Genomic DNA, 18,525 nt, shown 5'->3' with positions numbered 1-18,525 from the left:
GGGGGGGCAATGCAAACCCGAGAAGTGTGAGTGCTTCTCGCGTGTTCGAACCGTCAGGCCACTGTCGCGGGGGACGCCGGAATGTCGCTGCCATTCATTACCGTGGTGGTGGGCTTTTTCTTCGTGGTCATTTCCCAGTTCGGCTCGCGGCTCGCTGCACGACATTCCATGGGTTGGTTTCTCGCCAGTGGCTTCGTCCTGGTGGCGGCCATTCGTCCGGATTGGTTGTCACCCGTGGCTCGGCTGATGGGAATCAGTCTGGTCAGCAACATGGTCCTGGCCGGGCTCACCATGTTCCTGTTCGTGCAGATGTTGGCGCACTACGCGGAGAGCACCCGCGTGCAGCGTCAATTGGGACAGGTCGTTTCGTCCCTCGCCGCGCAGACGTTCCCTGACGCACCGGCCGAGCTCGAGGAGGAGCGCCCCCGCGTGCTGGTGGTCCTTCCTTGCTACAACGAGTCGGAGAGCCTCCCGGTGCTGCTGCCGCGTCTGAGTGCGCTGGCGGGCGCCACGCCGGATTGGGCGCTGGACTTCTGTATCGTCAATGATGGTTCGGTGGACGGGACGGCCAGCGTGCTGCGGCGGCTGGCGCCCCGGAACCACGTGACCCACCACACCAACATCGGTGTGTCTGGCGCGCTGCGGACAGGGTTCCTCGTGGCGCAACGGATGGGCGCCACCTACGTGGTGCAGTGCGACTCCGACGGGCAGCATCCCATCGAGTCCATTCCCGCCCTGCTGCGGGCCGCGCGGGAGCGGGGGACCGACCTGCTCATCGGGTCCCGCTTCTGCGGCGCCGCGGGCGGAGGAGATGTGTTGGCCAGTACGACGTCGCTCCGCTGGATGGGAGGCCGCGTCGTCAGCGGCCTGCTGGGCATGTTCGGCCGCCGGGCGCGCGTGGCGGATCCAACGTCCGGCTTCCGGGTGTACTCCACGCGGGCCGTAGGCACCTTGCTGCGCCTCATGCCGGATGAGTACCCCGAGCCGGAGTCCATCGCGCTCGTCGCGGTCGCGGGACTTCAAATCGGAGAGGTCGCCGTGGAGATGCGCCCCCGCGCGACGGGGACCTCCAGCCTGACGGGGCTCAAGAGCTTCCAGTTCATGACGAAGGTGGCTTCCGCCTTGTTGGGGCTGCGCCTGCGCTCGCTCCTCCGAAGGGATGCGCCCGCGCGCGCGCCGCTGGCGGGAGACGCGGCTGGCATCGCGAGCCCCGTGGTCTCGCTGTCCACCCGCGAATCCGCCTCGCTGCCATCCGCGGAGCGGGGGCGGCTGGGCGGCTAGCGAGCGCAACCGTTGGGCCTACTTCCGGTGCTTGAAGAAGCGCTCCATGACCTGGTGGCGGAGCGGACGTGAGTCGTCGGAGCCTCCCGCGAGCCAGACGGCCGCGCGCCGCAAGGTGGCATGGGCGAAGTCGAACCGTTTCAGGGTCGCGTTCACCCTGTCCGCGATGCGGTTCATGCTCGGTGGCGCCGCCGCGCCCGTGGTGAGCAGATGGAGCTCCTGCTTGCGCGCGCGCGCCAGTTGCATGCGGAGCGAGCGCTCCGGGCGGAGGGGCAACGTGGGGTGCTTCTGGCACAGATACGCGAGCTGCGCGTAGCGGTCGTTGACGCGCATGCTGCGTGTCATCGAGTCAGGGCGCAGCCGGTAGTGGAAGAGCGGCTCCGGGATGACCGAGCCCGCGAGGCCGCGTTCGGCCAGGGAGCAGAAGACATCCCAGTCTTCATACGCCGTGAGCCACTCATCGTAGCCGCCGACGTCCTCCACGAGCCGCCGCTCCATCAGCGCGGTGCAGGTGGAGGCGACGTTCTCCGCGAGCAGCGCGTCTCGCTCGGTGCCCCAGGGAATCCAGCCGCCCACGGGTTGGTCCGGCGCCCCCACGAAGTAGGAGACCAGCGAGGTGACGTAGGCGAGCCCCGGTGTGCTGTCCATCACCGCGACGGCCTTCTCCAGGAAGGTGGGGGCGATGAGGTCGTCCGGATCCAAGGGCAGGACATATCGGCCTCGTGCGGCGCGGAGGGCGGCGTTCCTCGCCGAGCTGAGCCCCCCGTTCGCCTTGCGGATGAGGCGGAGGTCTGGCGCCTGGATTGACTCCAGCACCGCGAGGCTCTCCGCGTCCGTGGAGCCGTCGTCCACGAGGATGATTTCGTAGTCGGTGAAGGTCTGCGCGCGAATGGAGCGCAGCGTCTCCGGCAGGTAGCGCCCCATGTTGTAGAAGGGCACCAGGATGGACACGCGGGGGGCCTCGTCCCTGGACGTGACGCTGGTGGGGCCTGGATGCCGCTTGGGCCTGGCCTCCGCGATGGCTACTTCGAACTGGCGAACGATGCTGGCCGGCGCGCGGGACGAAGCGACGCGAGCGGGGGCCGCGTGACGAACGGCTTCACGAAGCGATGGCGTGGTCAGGGCCTGTCCGAGGACCCCCGCCAGCTTCGCGGCGTCATTGCTGGGGAACAACAAGCCGCTGACGCCGTCTTCGATGAGCTCGGCCAGGCCTCCGTCGTTGCTGGCCACCACGAGCGCACCCGATGCCATGGCTTCCAGACCGACGGCAGCGAGGTCCTCCCACCTCGAGGGGATGCAGCACACGGACGCGTTGGCGAGCGCCGGGCCGAAGCTCGCTGCATCACCTGGCGGCGTGAAGTGGAATCTTTCCCGCCACGCGGGCGCGATGCGCTGTTCCAGCCAGGCCCGAAGGGAGCGCTCGGACGGGCCGGTGCGGGTGTCCTCTCCCATGAGGTGGACCTCCGCGACGAGCCCTCGTTCGAAGAGGGACTGCATGGCCTCGACGAGCAGGTGGACGCCCTTTCGGTACTCCAGGCTCCCGAAGTACAGCACCCGGGGCAGGGCCCCAGATGCGGTTGATTTGATGCCGGACGCTGGAGGGCGCTCGAACGGCGGCGGAATCACGAGGCCCGCGTCCTTCAGGTCCAACCGCGCACGCGTGCGCTCCAGGGTGGCGGTGGAGGATGCCAGCAGCAGGTCCGCTTCACGGATGGCGGTGTCCTCCATGTGTTCCCGCTGCGCGGTGTCCATGTCCAGCGTGGCCAGGCGATTGAACAGCAGGTGGTCGTGGGTGGAGTCGTGCAGACGCACCGCGAGCACCGCGCCGCTGAAGTGCCCGAGCGTGCGTCGGCCGCGCATCGCGAAGGCGCCTGCGCCCTCGACGTCGGGGAACTCGATGACATCGAAGGGATGGCGCGCGTGGAGTGCCAGGAGGCTCTGGTAGGCCGACCACGCGTGGCGGAGGGCCGCGTGGGGGAACGCGCCCTTCAATTCCGCTTCGCGCTCGTCAACCGCATGGACGCGGGCCGTGGGAAGCAGGGACTCCACCTGCTTCATGTCCACTCGGGCCGGGGTGAGGACGTGCACCTCGTGGCCCGCGTGGGCGAGGGCCCGGCTCATCTGCGTGACGTAGGTCCCGAGGCCGCTTCCAGTGAGGGGTTCGAGTTCTTTGTAGACGAGGCAGATTCGCAAGGACCGGACCTTGGACAGGGAAAGCGCCGAACGGACGGGGCATACACCCGAACGGCGGCCTGCCTCAACGGTGGCACGGCCTCGTCTGCCCCTGCCTTGGCGCCGTCGCTTGTGCGAGCGCTTCGGTGTCGCCGTCCCGGGCGATGTCTAACGACCCATGGGGCTCACCCCGGAGGCGGTCTCCGGCGCAGGGGACTCGGTGATGAGGAGTGCCAGCGTGGCGAAGGTCGCGATGACCGACCAGTAGATGAAGCGGAAGTCGCTGCCGATTCCGATGAGGAGATAGCTGAAGGCGTAGCCCAGTCCGGACAGGGCCGTACAGAAGGCAATCGGTTTCTGGCGAACCGACCGCAACGCGACGAGCGCGAGGGCTCCGAGGAGGAGCAGCCACGCCCAACCGCGGAAGAGGAGTGAATCAGCGACCCGCACCTTGATGCGATGCAGCGTCTTGTACATCCGTCCTTCGCTTGGAACGCGCAGTTGGAAGGGGTTGGGATCGATGCCGCGGTGAAACGGGTAGTAGATAGGGCCTGGCGTCGCGCCGACAAGGCTTGCGAAAGAAGCCAGACGGTGGCGCATCCAGGCTTCAGGTTGTGTTCGAATCATGCGCGCCCATTCGGCGAGGAGTTCGTCTCGTCGGGATGCGATTGACGAGAACGCGATGGGACGAGCACCCTCCACGCCTCCGAACAAGGGCCAGACATGGAGCGGCGAGTACAGGCGCGCGATCTCTGCGCCCGTCGTTTCGCCCGACAACATCGACTGTGAGACAAGATTCGGGTGTGCGGCGTAGATTCCCGCAAGGTCATAGAGAAACAGCTGACCTGCGGCCCAGGCCGGGGTGGAGTCGAGGACACGGCTGACCACGGAGGGCGACAACAGGAGGGCCAGCATGATCGCCGCCAGCACCTGGGCCTTTCGAAACCAACCCCAAGCCCTGGCAGACAACTGCGCTGTCGTGGGGATGGCCAGTGGGATTGCGGCGATGAGCGCGTTGTGCCGGAAGGCCACGCCCGCCAGCAGGAGGACGAGCGCGATGCCAGGCCGGCGGTACTTGAGCGCCGCGACCGCGCCTAGCAGGACCGCAGCCGTCATCACGTCCTTCCAAAGGGTGACGGCGAGCGCCCAGGCAGTGGGGATGAAGAGGAAGGCCGCCATGATGAGGAGCCCCCATCGTCCCTGGCGTGTTTCGGGAGAGCGCACGAGCGCCGCCATGCATGCCCCGAGCGCCAGGAGCTGTAGTCCGAGCACGAGCCAGGGGGAGCCCACCAACTTCCCGCTGACTCCCAGGAGCCCAGCGGAGGATGGACGTCGTTGTAGGTCCCGTGGATGCCCTGGGTGTACTGGTCGATGGAGTCCGCGGACATCAGCCCCGGCTGGAAGGCCGCGAAGAGCACCGCGGTCCAAAGCAGGACTCCGATGCGGAGGGCGCGGTCCCGCGAGGAGGTGTCCGCGAGCGTCGTCGACCACCTGAAATGAAATGACTCGGGGATGCTTGGAACGCGCATGACTTTGCCGGCCTGTGAGGGCGTCTCTGAGCATGAATGGAGCGGGGCACAGGGCGCTGACCCTGTCGGTTCTTCCTACCGGCCTCGCTTGCGAGGACGCTTCGCGCTTGCCTTTGGTTCTCCTTCGCGAAGCGCGGGCTTCATGGGCTCGGCGTGAGCGCCCGTGGCTTCGAGTTGCGCCAGCCTGCGCTCCAGTTCCTTCCGCCAGGCGGCCTGGGCTCGGGCCTGCTCGCGCTGCACGTCGTGTACGGTGGCGAGTGCATCGAGGATGGCTTCGTTGAACGCCACCTGCTTGCGGAGGACTTCGTTGATGAAGGGCTGGAAGGTGAGCCGAAAGGCGCGCTTGGCCAGGACCAGCGCCAGCCCGGTCATACCGCCACGGTGCGAGGTCGCTGGCTCCGCGTACCGGCTGTCCATCTTTCCGTGTGCTTCCTGAAGCAGCGCAGGCCAGGGGGCGGCTGTCGGAGGACGCGCGGCGGCCTCGAGCGTATGGCGGAGGAAGCCCTCCGCCTCGGGCGACGGCGAGGGGAGTTGCTGGGTCTCACGCGCCACCACCTCGGCTGTGGGTGTGTGCGTGATGAGGTCTTCAGGGCGCATGTGAAATGACTCCCTTCGAAGCGAGTGCCGTGAGCAGCGTCTCGACGGTTGCCCCGGTCTGGAGTGGATGCGCGACCACCGTCCGGAGACCCAGGTGCGCGCGCGCTGCTGCGAGCAGCTCGGGCTGTGCTGACGAGGTGGCCACGCCCCATGCCCGCTTCGCGACGTACGGCAGCAGTGTCTGCGCGGATGCGGTGTCCAAGCCGAGCAGCACCACGGGCGCGGCCGAAGCTCGCACGGCCGTCTCCATCGACGACGAGCCTGGCAGTGGGGCGTTGTCACGCCGGCTTACCGGCTGGTCGGGCGTGAACTGCGTCACGAGGCCGCCCTCCCGGCCCTCCGCTTCCCCCCCGTCTCCGGGGCGCAAGGCGAGGATGCGAGCCCCAGGGAGACGCGCTGCCAGGCGGCGCGCAAGCTGGGCGCTCGGGCTGCCGGCCCGTACCAGGAAGCCAGGGCACATCAGCTCCACGGTGGCTGACGGAGAACCCCGGGCTCCGCCAGAGTCGGTGCCGGACAACACGCCCGTGAGGGCCCGCCGCACCTGTTCGGCCACGGCCTCCTGTGACAGCGCGGACAGGCGTTCACGCTGCGCGGCGATCACCTGCGCGCGCAGCCCGGCGTTGCGGTCCAGCACGGCCAGCAACTGCGCGACCTCGCGTGGGTCGTCCGACAGCGTGGCGAGCCCCGCGCCGCCCATCGTCTCCGGCACGGCGGCGGCGCCATAGGCCACCACGGGGACGCGCCGGTACATGGCCTCCAGCAGCGGCACGCCGAAGCCCTCGTGCCGGCTCATGGAGAGGTACGCGGACGCGGTGGCGAAGCAGGCGGAGAGCTGCGCGGCGCTGACACGGCCCAGGAACAGGACGCGCTCCGCGCCCAGCACGTCCTTCAGTCCATGCAGATACGCCCCGTAGGGACCGTCCCGGTGCAGGGCGCCCGCGATGACCAGCCGGCTGCGAGGCTGGTAGAGCCGCTGGTACGCCGTGAAGACGCGCAGCACATCATCCACCTTCTTGCTGGGCACCGCGCGCCCCACGAAGAGGATGTTGGCCATGCCGTCATCCAGCTCGGCCTGGAGCGCCGCTTCTGGCGCCGTGTCGAACGCCGCCCAGTCAATGGCGAAGGGCAGCACCGCGACATTCGGATACCCCGCGGCCACCAATTCCTCGGCGCTGAAGCGCGAGTAGGCGAAGGCCGCCTCGACGTGAGGCCGCAGCGCGAGCAGCTCGTCGCGCGCGGCGTCGCACGCGGCGGCCACCTTCCGCTCGAAGCCCTCGAACAGCCGAGCGGGCGTCACGTTGTGATAGACGAGCACCTTGCGCCCCGGGCTCCGCGCGATGCGCGGCACCAGCCGGGATTCGAAGCTGTGATGCACCAGCAGGACGGAGTCCGAACCCGCCTCCTTCGCATGGTCCTTCACCGGGCGGACCTGGTCCTTGCAGGCGTCGTCCCAGGCGTCGGCGTAGATGTCGGAGGCATGCCCCCAGCGGCGCAGCAGGCCCTGGAGGTACCGCACCTGGTTGCCCACGGCGTCGCCCCAGGCCAGCCGGGGGAGCACCTGGTGGATGGCGGGGAGCCGGGGAGGGGGTCTCGATGCGGTCACAACCAGCTCCCTTAGCGCCGTGCAGGGCCGCCATACAAGCCTGGTCTCCCTCGCGCCTTGACGGTCGTGGACCCCTTCGATACGCAGGCGCTCGCTCCGAGCGCACGAGGTCCACGGACAATGAACGTACTGGTGACAGGCGGCTGTGGCTTTATCGGCTCCAACCTCGTGAAGTACCTGCGCCGCGAGCGGCCTGCCTGGACGGTGGTCAACCTGGACAAGCTCACGTACGCCGGCAACCTGGAGAACCTGGCCGAGCTGGAGGGCGACCCCCGGCACGTCTTCATCCGGGGCGACATCGGCAACCGGGAGCTGGTGGAGCACCTGATGTCGGTGCACGCCATCGACGCGGTGATGCACCTGGCGGCGGAGAGCCACGTCGACCGCTCCATCCTGGGGCCGGAGGTCTTCGTCACCACCAACGTGCTGGGCACCCAGCAGCTCCTGGAGGCCAGCCGCGCGCGCGGCGTGAAGCGCTTCCTCATGGTGTCCACCGACGAGGTCTACGGCTCGCTGGGGCCCACGGGCGCCTTCACCGAGTCCTCGCCGCTGCAGCCTTCCAGCCCGTACTCGGCCAGCAAGACGAGCGCCGACCTGGTGGCGCTCGCGTATCACCACACGTTCAAGCTGGACGTGGTGGTGACGCGCTGCTCGAACAACTACGGCCGCTACCAGTTCCCGGAGAAGCTGATTCCGTTGATGGTGGTGAACGCGCTGCACGACAAGCCGCTGCCCGTCTATGGCGACGGCGGCAACGTGCGTGACTGGCTCCACGTGGAGGACCACTGCCAGGCGCTGCTGCTGGCGCTGGAGAAGGGCCGCGCGGGCGAGGTCTATAACATCGGCGGCGGGGCGGAGCGGCGGAACCTCGACATCGTGAAGGCCATCCTGGGCCTGGTGGGCAAGCCGGACTCGCTCATCCAGTACGTGAAGGACCGGCCGGGGCACGACCGCCGCTACGCCATTGACCCGTCGAAGGTCCGCGCGGAGCTGGGCTGGACGCCCGCGCACACCTTCGAGCAGGGCCTGGCGGAGACGGTGCGCTGGTACGTTGACCACCCGGCGTGGTGGGAGCGCGTCACCAGCGGCGCCTATCGCCAGTACTTCGAAACCCAGTACCGCACGCGTCTGCAGGGGAGGGCCTGAGCCATGCGCTTCCTCGTCACGGGGTCCAACGGGCTGGTGGGCAGCCGCGTGTGCACCTTGCTCCATCAGGGTGGGCACTCGGTGCTGGGGCTGGGCCGGGGCGTCCGGCGTGCCCAGGGCGCCTATGACTACGCCAGCGTGGACCTGACGCGCGAGGCGGACGTCGCCGCCGCGGTGGAGGCCGCCGCGCCGGAGGTGGTCATCCACTGCGCCTCCATGACGGAGGTGGACGCCTGCGAGAGGGACCCGGAGGCCGCCTATGCGGGCAACGTGAACGCCGCCGCGGCGGTGGCCCGCGGCGCCCGCAAGGCTGGCGCGCACCTGGTGCATGTGTCCACGGACTACGTCTTCGACGGCGAGGCTGGGCCCTATGACGAGGACGCGGTGCCCAATCCTCGCGGCGTGTACTCGGTGACGAAGCACATGGGCGAGCAGGCCGCGCGCGTGCTCGCGCCGGGCTGTGCCATCGCGCGCACCGCGGTGGTGTACGGCTGGCCGCCGGTGGAGGGCCGGCTCAACTTCGGCGCCTGGCTGGTGACGGCGCTGGAGAAGGGGCAGGAGGTGCGCCTCTTCGAGGATCAGCTCGTGTCGCCCAGCTTCGCGGACAACGTGGCCGCCATGCTGGTGGAGCTGGGCGAGCGGCGGTTGGGTGGCGTGTGGAACACTTGCGGCGGAACCGTCATTGACCGGGTGGGCTTTGGCCGCGCGCTGTGCGAGGTGTTCGGGTTCGACGCGAGGCGCATCGTCCCCACCCGCATGGCGGAGCTGAAGCTGGCCAGCCCCCGCCCGCTCAAGAGCGGCCTGCGCACGGACAAGGTCCGCGCCGGGCTTTCCGTGGCCCCCCTGGAGCTGGCGGAGTCGCTGTCGCGCTTCCATGCGACGTGGCTCGCGGCCCGGGGACACTGACGTACCGAGGTGGACATGAAGGGCATCATCCTCGCCGGTGGCTCGGGGACGCGGCTGTATCCCCTGACGCGCGTGGTCAGCAAGCAACTGCTCCCCGTGCATGACAAGCCGATGATCTACTACCCGCTGAGCACGCTGATGCTCGCGGGCATCAAGGACGTGCTGGTCATCTCCACGCCCCAGGACCTGCCGCGCTTCCATGAGCTGCTCGGCAGCGGCGAGCAGTGGGGCATGCGCTTCAGCTACGCGGAGCAGCCCCGGCCGGAGGGCCTGGCGCAGGCGTTCATCATCGGCCGCGACTTCGTGGGCACCGACAGCGTGTCGCTGGTACTGGGCGACAACATCTTCTACGGCCACGGGCTGAGCGAGCTGGTGAAGCGCGCGGCGTCGCGGGTGTCGGGCGCGACGGTGTTCGGCTACTACGTGAAGGACCCGGAGCGGTACGGCGTGGTGGAGCTGGACGCGCGGAACCGCGCGGTCAGCCTGGAGGAGAAGCCGCTCAAGCCCAAGTCCCACTACGCCGTCACCGGGTTGTACTTCTACGACAACCAGGTGCTGGACATCGCCGCGGGCCTCAAGCCGAGCAGGCGGGGCGAGCTGGAGATCACCGACGTGAACGCGGAGTACCTGCGCCGCGGCCAGCTCGACGTGGAGCTGATGGGCCGCGGCTACGCGTGGCTGGACACCGGCACGCACGAGTCGCTGATGCAGGCGTCGAACTTCATCGAAATCATCGAGCGCCGCCAGGGCCTCAAGGTGGCGTGCCCGGAGGAGATTGCCTTCCGCATGGGCTACATCGGCGCGCAGCAGCTCCTGGCGCTGGCCGAGCCGATGCTCAAGAACGACTACGGCCAGTACCTGCGGGCGCTCGCGGAGAACCGGGGGGCGGTCTCGTGAAGGTGACGTCGCTGGAGCTTCCGGACGTCCTGCTGCTGGAGCCCAAGGTCTTCGGGGATGACCGGGGCTTCTTCATGGAGATGTTCCACGCGGCGCGCTACGCGGCCGTGGGCATTCCCGGGCCCTTCGTGCAGGACAACTACTCGCGCTCGGCGAAGGGGACGCTGCGGGGCCTGCACTTCCAGGAGCCCCAGGCGCAGGGGAAGCTGGTGCAGGTGCTGGCGGGCGCGGTGTACGACGTCGCGGTGGACGTGCGGCGCGGGTCGCCGACCTTCGGCCGGTGGGTGGCGGAGGAGCTGTCCTCGGACAACCGCCGTCAGCTCTGGATACCGCCTGGGTTCGCCCATGGGTTCTGCGTGGTGAGCGACTCCGCGGACTTCCACTACAAGTGCACCTCGCTCTACGCGCCGGAGACGGAGCGGAGCGTGGCGTGGAACGACCCGGACCTGGCGATTCCCTGGCCGGTGAGCGAGCCGCTGCTTTCGCCCAAGGACGCTCGGGCCCCGAAACTCCGCGACGCGCCCGTGCTGCCGGAGTACGTGGGCTGAACCGTGCCCGAGCAACAAGCTGTCCGCACCGCAGACCCAGGAGGTGATTCCCCCCGGGGCTCGCGGCTGGCCTCCATCGCGGTGGCCAGCGCGCTGTTCATGGAGTTCGTGGACTCCACCGCGCTGTCCACGGCGCTGCCCCGGCTGTCGCTGGCGTTCGGCACCGACCCCATCCACCTGAAGCTGGCGCTGACGTCGTACATCCTCGCGCTGGCCGTGCTGGCGCCGGCGAGCGGGTGGATCGCCGACCGCTTCGGGCCTCGCCGCGTCTTCATGTTCGCGATGAGCGTGTTCCTCCTGGGCTCGGTGCTCTGCGGCTTCTCGCAGTCGCTGACCCAGCTCGTCATCTTCCGCACGCTCCAGGGACTGGGCGGCGCGTTGATGACCCCGGTGGGGCGCATCATCGTGGTCAGCTCGGCGCCGCGGGAGCGGCTGGTGACCGCCATGAGCTGGTTCACGATGCCCGCGCTGGTGGGCCCGCTGGTGGGGCCCCCGCTGGCGGGGCTCATCCTGGGCGTCGCGGACTGGCCGTGGATCTTCTTCATCAACGTTCCCGTGGGCCTGCTGGGCATGCTCGCCGTGGCGCGCTTCGTCCCGCCGCTGCACCAGCCGGACCCGGGGCCCTTCGACACGCGCGGCTTCGTGCTCGCGGCCGTGGCCATCACCACGCTGATTGGCGCGGCGGAGACGGTGGGCATCGGGCTGATGCCGCTGCCCCTGCAACTGGGGCTCGCGGCCATCGCGCTCTCCTCGTTGGCCGCCTATGTGCGGCACGCGCTGCGCGTGGAGCGGCCCGTGCTGGACCTCCGGCTGCTGCGCATCGACACCTTCCGCGCCAGCATGATTGGCGGAACGCTCACTCGCATGGGCCTGGGGGCGACGCCCTTCCTGCTGCCGCTGCTGTTCCAGGTCGGCCTGGGCTGGACGCCCGTCGAGGCGGGCCTGGTCACCATTGGCAGCGGGGTGGGCGCCCTCTCCTGCAAGTCGGTGGCGCCCTTCATCATCCGGCGATTCGGCTTCCGGCAGACGCTCATCTTCGCCAACCTGGCGTCCGCCATCATGACCGCGCTGCCGGCCTTCTTCCGGAGCAGCACGCCGATACCGCTCATCGTGGGCGTGCTCGTGGTCAGCGGGTTCATGCGCTCGCTGCAGTTCACCGCGACCAATACCGTGGCGTACGCGGACATCCCGCGGGACACGGTGAGCAGCGCCTCCACGGTGTCCGTGGTGACGATGCAGATGGCGCTGGGGCTGGGCATCAGCTTCGGCGGGTTGATGCTGCACCTGGCGCGAGGCCCTGGCGAGGCGCCGCTGACGCCGGACCGCTTCGTGCTGCCGTTCATCGCCGTGGGCGTCGTCTCGTCATTGGCGGGGCCGCTCTACCGCCGGCTGTCCCCGAACGCCGGGGCGCATATCGGCGGCCGCAGGGTGGGGTGAGCCGGGCGGCTCTGGCGCCAGAGCCGAGCCACTCCGCGGAGGCTCGTCAGCAGCGCGCCCGTACTCCATGCGGCCGCACCCGTGGAAACGGTCAACCTGATGGTTGTGTATCGCCGCGTTCGGGACTATCTAGAACCAAGTGGTTTAGTAACGGAGTTGACCTGCCGTTGAAAGGGAGCCCGCGATGTCGCCTTCGCAGAGTGTCCAGGTCGGCGTCACACGGCGGTTCAACGCGTCGCCGGAGCGAGTCTTCGACGCCTGGCTCAAGCCGGAGATGGTCGGCCAGTGGATGATCGGGTCCGCGGTCCGGGACGAGGAGGTGCTGCGGCTCGCCATCGACGCGCGGGTGGGCGGCACGTTCTCGTTCTTCGTGCGGCGGGGCGCGGAGGAGCTCGACCACGTGGGCACGTACCTGGAGATTGACCGGCCGCGCCGGCTCGTCTTCACCTGGCACGTCGACAAGGAAGAGGACACGCTCAGCCGGGTGACGGTGGAAATCACCCCGCGCGACACCGGGTGTGAGCTGACGCTGACGCACGAACTGGACGCGAAGTGGGCCGAGTACGCCAGCCGGACGGAGCAGGGCTGGGGCACCATGCTCGACGTCCTGGTCCGCGCAGTGGGGCAGCGCTGACGCTTCGCTGCCCCGCCATCGCCACCTCAGTCGGACACCTCTGGAGGCAGCATGTCCTGGCAGCGCCGGAGGCCCCGCTGGGCTTCCACGAGCTGGGGATGGTCACGCTTCAGCGCCCGATAGAGGGCCATGGCGGCCTCGCAGTTGCCGTCGTTCTCCAGGGCGCGGGCACGGGTCATGCGCTTCGAGGCGTCCTCGACCTTGCCCGCGAGCGCCGCCAGCTCCGGCTCGACGGCCTCCAGGCCCAGGCTCCGTGCCTGGGCCAGGCGCTTCATCGCGCTGTCCAGCCGGCCCTCGTTGAAGTCATTGCCAATGTCGATGGCCTGTCCCGCCGCGAGCACCTTGAGCTGCCGGGCCGCCACGTCGTCGGGGGCCGCCTCCGCCGCTCCACGCGCACCGTGGGGTGACGCGCCTGTCGCCTCCAGGGCGGGCGGGGCGGCGGGCTTCGCCGGCGCGTGGACGGCCTCCAGGGTTCCAAACTTCACGTCGTCCCCGCGTCCATTGCGCAGGGCCACGACGCCCACGCCGCCCACGAGCAGCACGCCCGCGATGCCCAGCCCCATGGCCGCGCCCGCCTTCGAGCGCCTCGGCTCCACGTAGGGCGAGGCCGCGTGCGCCGTCTTGTTGAATCCCTCGGGCCCCACGCGGAGCCCGGTGCTCGGCGCGGCCGGCTGCGTCAGCGGAATGGGCGCGGGGCTCGCCGCCGGCGCGGCCTCCGCCGGCGCGGTGCGCACCAGCGTGGCCTCGGAGCCCTCGGCGCCGAAGAGGAGCGTCGCCGGGCGCGCGGGCTCGACGCCGCCACCGGTGACGGCGGGGTTGAGGCCGCTGACGGCGCGGCGGTTGGTGAGCGTGGGCAGCGCGTTGACCAGGTCCGACGCGAAGGCCTCCATGGTGGCGTAGCGCTCCTCGCGGCGCTTCGCGGTGGCCTTCTGGATGACGGCGTCCACGGCCGGGTGCTGGAACTCCGCCACCACCTGCGTCAGTCGCGGCATGGGCTGGTGGACCTGCTTCTGCATGATTTCGGAGACGCTGTTGCCGTCGAAGGGCTGCTGGCCGGTGAGCAGCTCGAAGAGGACGATGCCCACGGCGTACACGTCCGCGCGGGCGTCCACGTCCAGGCCCATGGCCTGCTCGGGGGACATGTAGCGCGGCGTGCCGGCCACCGAGCCCTGGACGGTGAGCCGCGTGGCGCCGTCGGTGATGCGGGCGATGCCGAAGTCCAGCACCTTGACGTGCCAGCCGCGCATGCCCTGCCGGACCATGATGTTCTCCGGCTTGAGGTCGCGGTGGATGACCTGGCGCGCGTGGGCGTAGGCGAGCACGTCCGCCACCTGGAGGACGATGTCCACGGCCTCGTCGAGCGCGAGCCGGCCGCACGTGGTCAGCAGGCTCTTGAGGTCATCTCCCTCCACGTACTCCATGGAGATGTAGAGGCTGCCTTCCTCGTCCTGCCCGAAGTCGTGCAGCGTCACCGCGTTGGGGTGCGCCACCCGCGCGTAGCTCTTGGCCTCGTTGAGGAAGCGCCGGGCCACGTCCGGGTCCATGGACAGGCCGCTGTTGAGGAACTTCATCGCCACCTGCTGGCCGATGCCCACCTGCTCCGCCAGGTACACCGAGCCCATGCCGCCCTGGCCCAGCCGCCGGAGGATGCGGAAGCGGCCGGCCACGACGCGGCCAATCATCCGGTCCACGGCCGGCGCCACCGTCAGCAGCTCGGTGCCTCCACAGGCTGGACAGGCGCCGTCCCACTTCGCGTGTTGGGCCTCGCACCGCTGGCAGATGAAGAGCGACATGGGTGTCCTTGCAAGAGGCGCCGTCAGCGCGTGGCCGGGGCGTAGCGCTGGAAGAGGAGGCGCTCCAGCTCGAGCGCCCCCGCCTCGGAGGACTTTCGCTGGGCCGAGGCCGCGCGCAGCACGTCCGTGCGCGAGTCCCGCGGCAGGTCCGTCTCCAGCACCGTGAGCGCGCCGTCCAGGTCGCCCGCGCGCTGGAGCGCGGCGGCGCGCCACACGCGGTACTCGGTGCGCCCGGGGGCCGCGGCGGAGGCCTGGGCGAACAGGCGCTGCGCCCCGGCGGCGTCGCCGTCCTGGAGCGCCGCCAGCCCCTCCAGGAAGGGCGCCTGCGCCGCCGCGGTGGCGGAGGGCTCGCCGGTGTCCCGGGCCAGGTCGAAGAGCGCCCCGGACTCACGCAGGCGCTCGGTGGGCAGCGCCTCGCCGGCCAGGGCCCGCTGGTGCAGGTCGTCGGTGGCGGCGCGCGAGGCCGCGCTCAGCTTCGCGGCCATGTCACCCAGATCCGCCCCCAGGTAGCCCTCCGTCACCAGGGTGCGCAGCGTCTCGCCCGCGGCGCCGGAGCCCACCAGCCGGCCTTCCTCCAGCGCGGCGAAGAAGCCCGCCTTCAGCTCCACGTGCCGGGCCGTCATGTCCGGCGGCACCTTGTTGCGCTTCTTGCGGCGCGCGGCCTTCAGCTTGCGCTCGCACAGCGCCAGCTCGCGCCGGGCCTTGGTGCGGTCCTGGATGTCCGGTGCGCCGCGCACATAGGCGCGGTAGGCCACGCAGGCACCAAAGACATCCTTCGCCCGCATGCGCGCGCGGGCCAGGTTCAGGTACGCGGGCAGCAGGGACGGGCTCGCGCGCGTGGCCTGGAGCAGCACCTCCGCCGCGTCCTTGTGCTTGCGCTTGTTGTAGAGGCGGGTGCCCTCGGCCAGCAGGGCGTCACCGCGGCCGACGGAGGGGCCCACCAGGGGCTCGGCCAGGGCCACGCCGCACGTCAGCAGCACACACGCCCACGTCAGGCGCCGCAGGTCAGAACGCATAGCCCAGGCCTCCTCGGATGTTGCTGGTGCCGGCAATCTTCTTCAGCAGCGTGAAGCTGTGCTGGTACGCGACGGAGGCGTACAGGCCTTCGTAGACGAAGATGCGCGCGGTGGCCTGGCCGGACGCGTGCAAATCCAACGCGTAGAGGCCGTCCTTGAAGATGGCCGTGTCCCCCGCGCGCTCCTTCACCAGCAGCCCGCGCCCCTCCAGCCCCACCTGGAGGGCGAAGGACACCGGGCCGAGCACATAGCGAAGCTGCGGCTGGAGCGCGCGCACCGACACGGCCTGCACCTGCGTGTCCAGCGCCGACACACCGTCCGGCCCCGCGCCGCCCACGCCCGGGGGCACGTCGATGCCCAGCGTCCAGGTGTCGCCGGTGGAGGCGTAGGTGGCGCCCACCAGCATCACGCCGAAGAACTGGCCATAGCGGCCGTATTCCACGCCCACGCCGCGCAGGTTGCGCGAGCCCGGCGCGCGGATGTCACGGGTGCGCAGGTCCTCCAGCTCCACCGAGGTGCTCAGCGGCTGGGACGCCAGCGACGTGCCCGTGAGGCGCTGCAGCTCGAACGAGGCCTCCAGGTAGCTCTGCCGCGCCATGGTGGCCTCCTTGCGGCGCCGCATGGCCAGCTTGAAGGACTGCAGGGAGGTGGGCGTCAGCGCGTGCTCCAGCGTGTACGTCCCGCCCGGGGCAATCTCCGCCGTCACCTCGTGGGGCTCGTAGCCTTCCAGGGAGAGCGACACCACGCGGGTGCCGGGCTGGATGCCCTGGTCCACCGCGGTGGTGCCCACCGGCTCGCCGTCCACGCGAATCTCCGCGCCCTCCGGCTGGGCCTTGACCACCAGCCGCGCGGGCACCTTCTCCAGCGTGGCGGCCAGCTTCACCTGCTCGCGCGAGCTCACCACCCGCGTCTCCTCCTTCGGCAGGTGCGAGGCCAGCTCGAAGCGGAAGGTGTGCTCGCCCGGCAGCACCTCCGTGGAGAAGGGCGTGGTGCCCACCTTCACGCCGTCGATGAAGACGGTGGCGCCCGCGGGCGTCGTCTCCGCGTCCACCGTGGCGTTGAGCGACAGGAACTTCACCAGCACGCCGGCCAGGGCCTTCTCGAAGGACGGGTTCGCCGTCTCCGCCTGGCCTCGGGCGCCGGTGCCAGGCCGGACGCTGACGGCGCGGAAGCGGTAGCCCGCGTCGTCCTGGCCCGCCTGCACCAGCACCACGCGCTCCAGGCCCAGCGAGTCCAGGTACGCCTCCAGCGGCTCACGGCAGCGGGTCTCGCCCGTTACGCAGCGCAGGTCCCCCGAGCGGCCCTTCAGGTGCGCGGCCAGGGCGGACCGGCCGATGAGCTGCCGCGCCTGGACCTCCTGGGGTATCAGCGCGGCGATGCCTTCCTCGGTGCGGCGCAGCAACGCGTCCTGCCCGGGGTACAGGGCCTGGACGAGCCACAGCGTGTGCGAGGCAGCGGGTGCCTGGGGGCCCGGGGGCGTTCCGGGTGCGGCGCCGGCGCTCAGCGCCAGGCTGACGCTCAGGAGACAGGAGACGAACATGGCGTCCTCGGGGGAGGGGCCGCGGCGGAACCGACCGGCAGCCCCCTTCCATGGTGTACGCCAATGAACGCTCTCCTGCCTAGGGGGGAGGGCTGGGAGCGAAGGGTTTTCTGGAAATGCACCTCCCGCGCCCTTCCTGCCCGCCTGCCCTCCGGCCGCGTGCGAGGGAGCCGGGGGCTGGAGGTCGCCTGGGGTGTGGGGAGTGCGCATCGTTCCCCCGGTCGCAATACCTCCGAGGAGGCGGAATGGTGCTCCCTGGCAAGGGAATGAGCTGGAAGACGTTCTTCGTGGCGCTGAAGGACGAGTGGACGCGCGACGAGGTGGGCGATGTCGCGGGCGCGCTGACCTTCCGGGTGATCCTGGCGCTGTTCCCGTTCCTGCTCTTCCTGGTGTCGCTGGCCGGCCTGCTCATCGAGCCCGCCCAGGCGCAGGTGCTCATCCAGGAGCTGGCCCGGGTGGCGCCCAAGGAAGTGACGTCCATCCTGAGCGAGCGCATCGAGGCGCTGGCGAACAGCCGGCCGGTGGGGCTGCTGACGGTGGGTGGTGTCGGCGCCGTCTGGGCGGCTTCGGCGGGCGTGGTGGCGCTGATGACCGCGCTCAACAAGGTCTATGGGGTGACGGAGTCGCGGCCCCTCTGGAAACTGCGCGGCACCGCGCTGCTGGTGACGCTGGGCGGCGCGGTGGTGGCCATCGTCGCGGCGTTCGCGGTCGTCGTCACGCCCGTCGTCGCCGGCAAGCTCCCCGGCGCCCTGGGCACCGTGCTCATGTGGCTGCGGCTCCCGGTCGCGGGCCTGATGATGATGTTCCTGTGGGCGGTGCTGTACTACGTGCTGCCGGACGTGGAGCAGCGGTTCCGCTTCATCACCCCGGGCTCGGTGGTGGGCGTGCTCATCTGGGTGCTGGCGTCGTGGGGCTTCTCCCAGTACGTGGCCAACTTCGGCAGCTACGACGTCAACTACGGCGCCATCGGCGGTGTCATCGTCATGCTGCTCTGGATGTGGATCTCCGCGCAGGTCATCCTGCTGGGCGCCGAAATCAACGCCATCCTCGAGCACCGCTCCCCGGACGGGAAGGCGCCGGGCCAGAAGCTGCCGGAGCAGGGCAAGGCGGTGACGGCCACCAAGACGGAGCTGGAAGAAGGCGGCGCGGCCCTCCCGGGGGCCTCTGGCTTCCGCCCCACGGTGGACCCGGTGACGGGACGGCCGCTGGATGGGCAGCCGCCGCCCGGGCCGCCCAGGCTGCGGGACACGCCGCTCGCGGCGGCCTTCAAGTGGGCCGCGGGCCTGGGGCTGGGATTGTTCCTGCTGCGCAGGTCGGCGCCCCGGTAGCCCGCCTCACCTTGAAGGATGGGCAGACACGCCCCGCTCCCACCTGTGCCAGCGCGCGCGGGTGGGGCGGGGCGTTCGCGTGTGATAGTGGGGTGGTC

The 18,525-nt window shown here is 70.2% G+C and carries 15 protein-coding genes; 8 read left to right on the top strand and 7 right to left on the bottom strand.

Annotation, left to right across the window (positions count from 1 at the left end; genetic code table 11):
* Positions 1-81: 81 nt before the first annotated feature.
* Positions 82-1,281, top strand: a complete 1,200-nt coding sequence (locus MYMAC_RS22725; protein WP_204816899.1) for a DUF2304 family protein — start codon at positions 82-84, stop codon at positions 1,279-1,281.
* Positions 1,282-1,299: 18 nt separating this feature from the next.
* Here MYMAC_RS22725 and MYMAC_RS22720 read toward each other — a convergent pair whose 3' ends face one another.
* The 4 genes from MYMAC_RS22720 to MYMAC_RS22705 all read right to left on the bottom strand — a co-directional run bounded on the left by MYMAC_RS22720 (position 1,300) and on the right by MYMAC_RS22705 (position 7,137).
* Entirely contained in the window at positions 1,300-3,402 is a 2,103-nt protein-coding gene (locus MYMAC_RS22720) for a glycosyltransferase (protein ID WP_338025962.1), read from the bottom strand.
* A gap of 219 nt (positions 3,403-3,621) precedes the next feature.
* Entirely contained in the window at positions 3,622-4,689 is a 1,068-nt protein-coding gene (locus MYMAC_RS22715) for a hypothetical protein (protein ID WP_157757539.1), read from the bottom strand.
* 368 nt (positions 4,690-5,057) lie between these two features.
* Positions 5,058-5,579 (bottom strand): hypothetical protein, encoded by a 522-nt coding sequence (locus tag MYMAC_RS22710; protein ID WP_095959618.1) that lies wholly within the window; start codon positions 5,577-5,579, stop codon positions 5,058-5,060.
* Positions 5,569-7,137, bottom strand: a complete 1,569-nt coding sequence (locus MYMAC_RS22705) for a glycosyltransferase (RefSeq protein WP_476695887.1) — start codon at positions 7,135-7,137, stop codon at positions 5,569-5,571. Before MYMAC_RS22705 ends, MYMAC_RS22710 begins: the two co-directional genes overlap by 11 nt.
* 165 nt (positions 7,138-7,302) lie before the next feature.
* On the opposite strand from MYMAC_RS22705, the gene rfbB reads away from it, so the two are divergent.
* The 6 genes from rfbB to MYMAC_RS22675 all read left to right on the top strand — a co-directional run bounded on the left by rfbB (position 7,303) and on the right by MYMAC_RS22675 (position 12,750).
* On the top strand, positions 7,303-8,328 hold the full coding sequence (gene rfbB, locus MYMAC_RS22700; RefSeq protein ID WP_095959616.1) for a dTDP-glucose 4,6-dehydratase: 1,026 nt from the start codon (positions 7,303-7,305) through the stop codon (positions 8,326-8,328).
* A 3-nt stretch (positions 8,329-8,331) separates the two neighbouring features.
* Positions 8,332-9,234: an SDR family oxidoreductase gene (locus MYMAC_RS22695; RefSeq protein WP_095959615.1), complete on the top strand. Its 903-nt coding sequence runs from the start codon at positions 8,332-8,334 to the stop codon at positions 9,232-9,234.
* A 15-nt stretch (positions 9,235-9,249) separates the two neighbouring features.
* A complete protein-coding gene (gene rfbA, locus MYMAC_RS22690) occupies positions 9,250-10,131 on the top strand; it encodes a glucose-1-phosphate thymidylyltransferase RfbA (protein ID WP_013941176.1) in 882 nt (293 codons plus the stop codon).
* Positions 10,128-10,679 (top strand): dTDP-4-dehydrorhamnose 3,5-epimerase, encoded by a 552-nt coding sequence (gene rfbC / locus MYMAC_RS22685; RefSeq protein WP_095959614.1) that lies wholly within the window; start codon positions 10,128-10,130, stop codon positions 10,677-10,679. The genes rfbA and rfbC overlap by 4 nt, the downstream gene beginning before the upstream one ends.
* An 81-nt stretch (positions 10,680-10,760) precedes the next feature.
* Positions 10,761-12,116 carry an MFS transporter gene (locus MYMAC_RS22680; RefSeq protein WP_204817828.1) on the top strand — a complete coding sequence of 452 codons (1,356 nt, stop codon included), beginning with the start codon at positions 10,761-10,763 and terminating at the stop codon, positions 12,114-12,116.
* A gap of 184 nt (positions 12,117-12,300) precedes the next feature.
* The gene (locus MYMAC_RS22675; RefSeq protein ID WP_095959612.1) at positions 12,301-12,750 is read left to right on the top strand and encodes an SRPBCC family protein; all 450 of its coding nucleotides are present in this window, start codon (positions 12,301-12,303) and stop codon (positions 12,748-12,750) included.
* A gap of 26 nt (positions 12,751-12,776) precedes the next feature.
* Here the strand turns inward: MYMAC_RS22675 and MYMAC_RS22670 are convergent, their stop codons facing one another.
* The 3 genes from MYMAC_RS22670 to MYMAC_RS22660 are packed head-to-tail and all read right to left on the bottom strand — an operon-like array spanning position 12,777 to position 17,099.
* Complete coding sequence (locus MYMAC_RS22670; protein WP_095959611.1) at positions 12,777-14,543, bottom strand: serine/threonine-protein kinase; 1,767 nt, start codon at positions 14,541-14,543, stop codon at positions 12,777-12,779.
* A gap of 23 nt (positions 14,544-14,566) precedes the next feature.
* On the bottom strand, positions 14,567-15,559 hold the full coding sequence (locus MYMAC_RS22665; protein ID WP_013941171.1) for a tetratricopeptide repeat protein: 993 nt from the start codon (positions 15,557-15,559) through the stop codon (positions 14,567-14,569).
* Entirely contained in the window at positions 15,549-17,099 is a 1,551-nt protein-coding gene (locus tag MYMAC_RS22660; RefSeq protein WP_239988960.1) for a PEGA domain-containing protein, read from the bottom strand. The genes MYMAC_RS22665 and MYMAC_RS22660 overlap by 11 nt, the downstream gene beginning before the upstream one ends.
* A gap of 245 nt (positions 17,100-17,344) precedes the next feature.
* Between MYMAC_RS22660 and MYMAC_RS22655 the strand changes: the two genes are divergently transcribed.
* Complete coding sequence (locus MYMAC_RS22655) at positions 17,345-18,427, top strand: YihY/virulence factor BrkB family protein (protein WP_013941169.1); 1,083 nt, start codon at positions 17,345-17,347, stop codon at positions 18,425-18,427.
* The last annotated feature ends 98 nt before the right edge of the window (positions 18,428-18,525 follow it).

The sequence above is a fragment of the Corallococcus macrosporus DSM 14697 genome (genome assembly GCF_002305895.1).
GTDB lineage: Bacteria > Myxococcota > Myxococcia > Myxococcales > Myxococcaceae > Myxococcus > Myxococcus macrosporus.
Note: the sequence above shows the minus strand (reverse complement) of the source record. Positions and strands in the feature narration are given on the sequence as shown.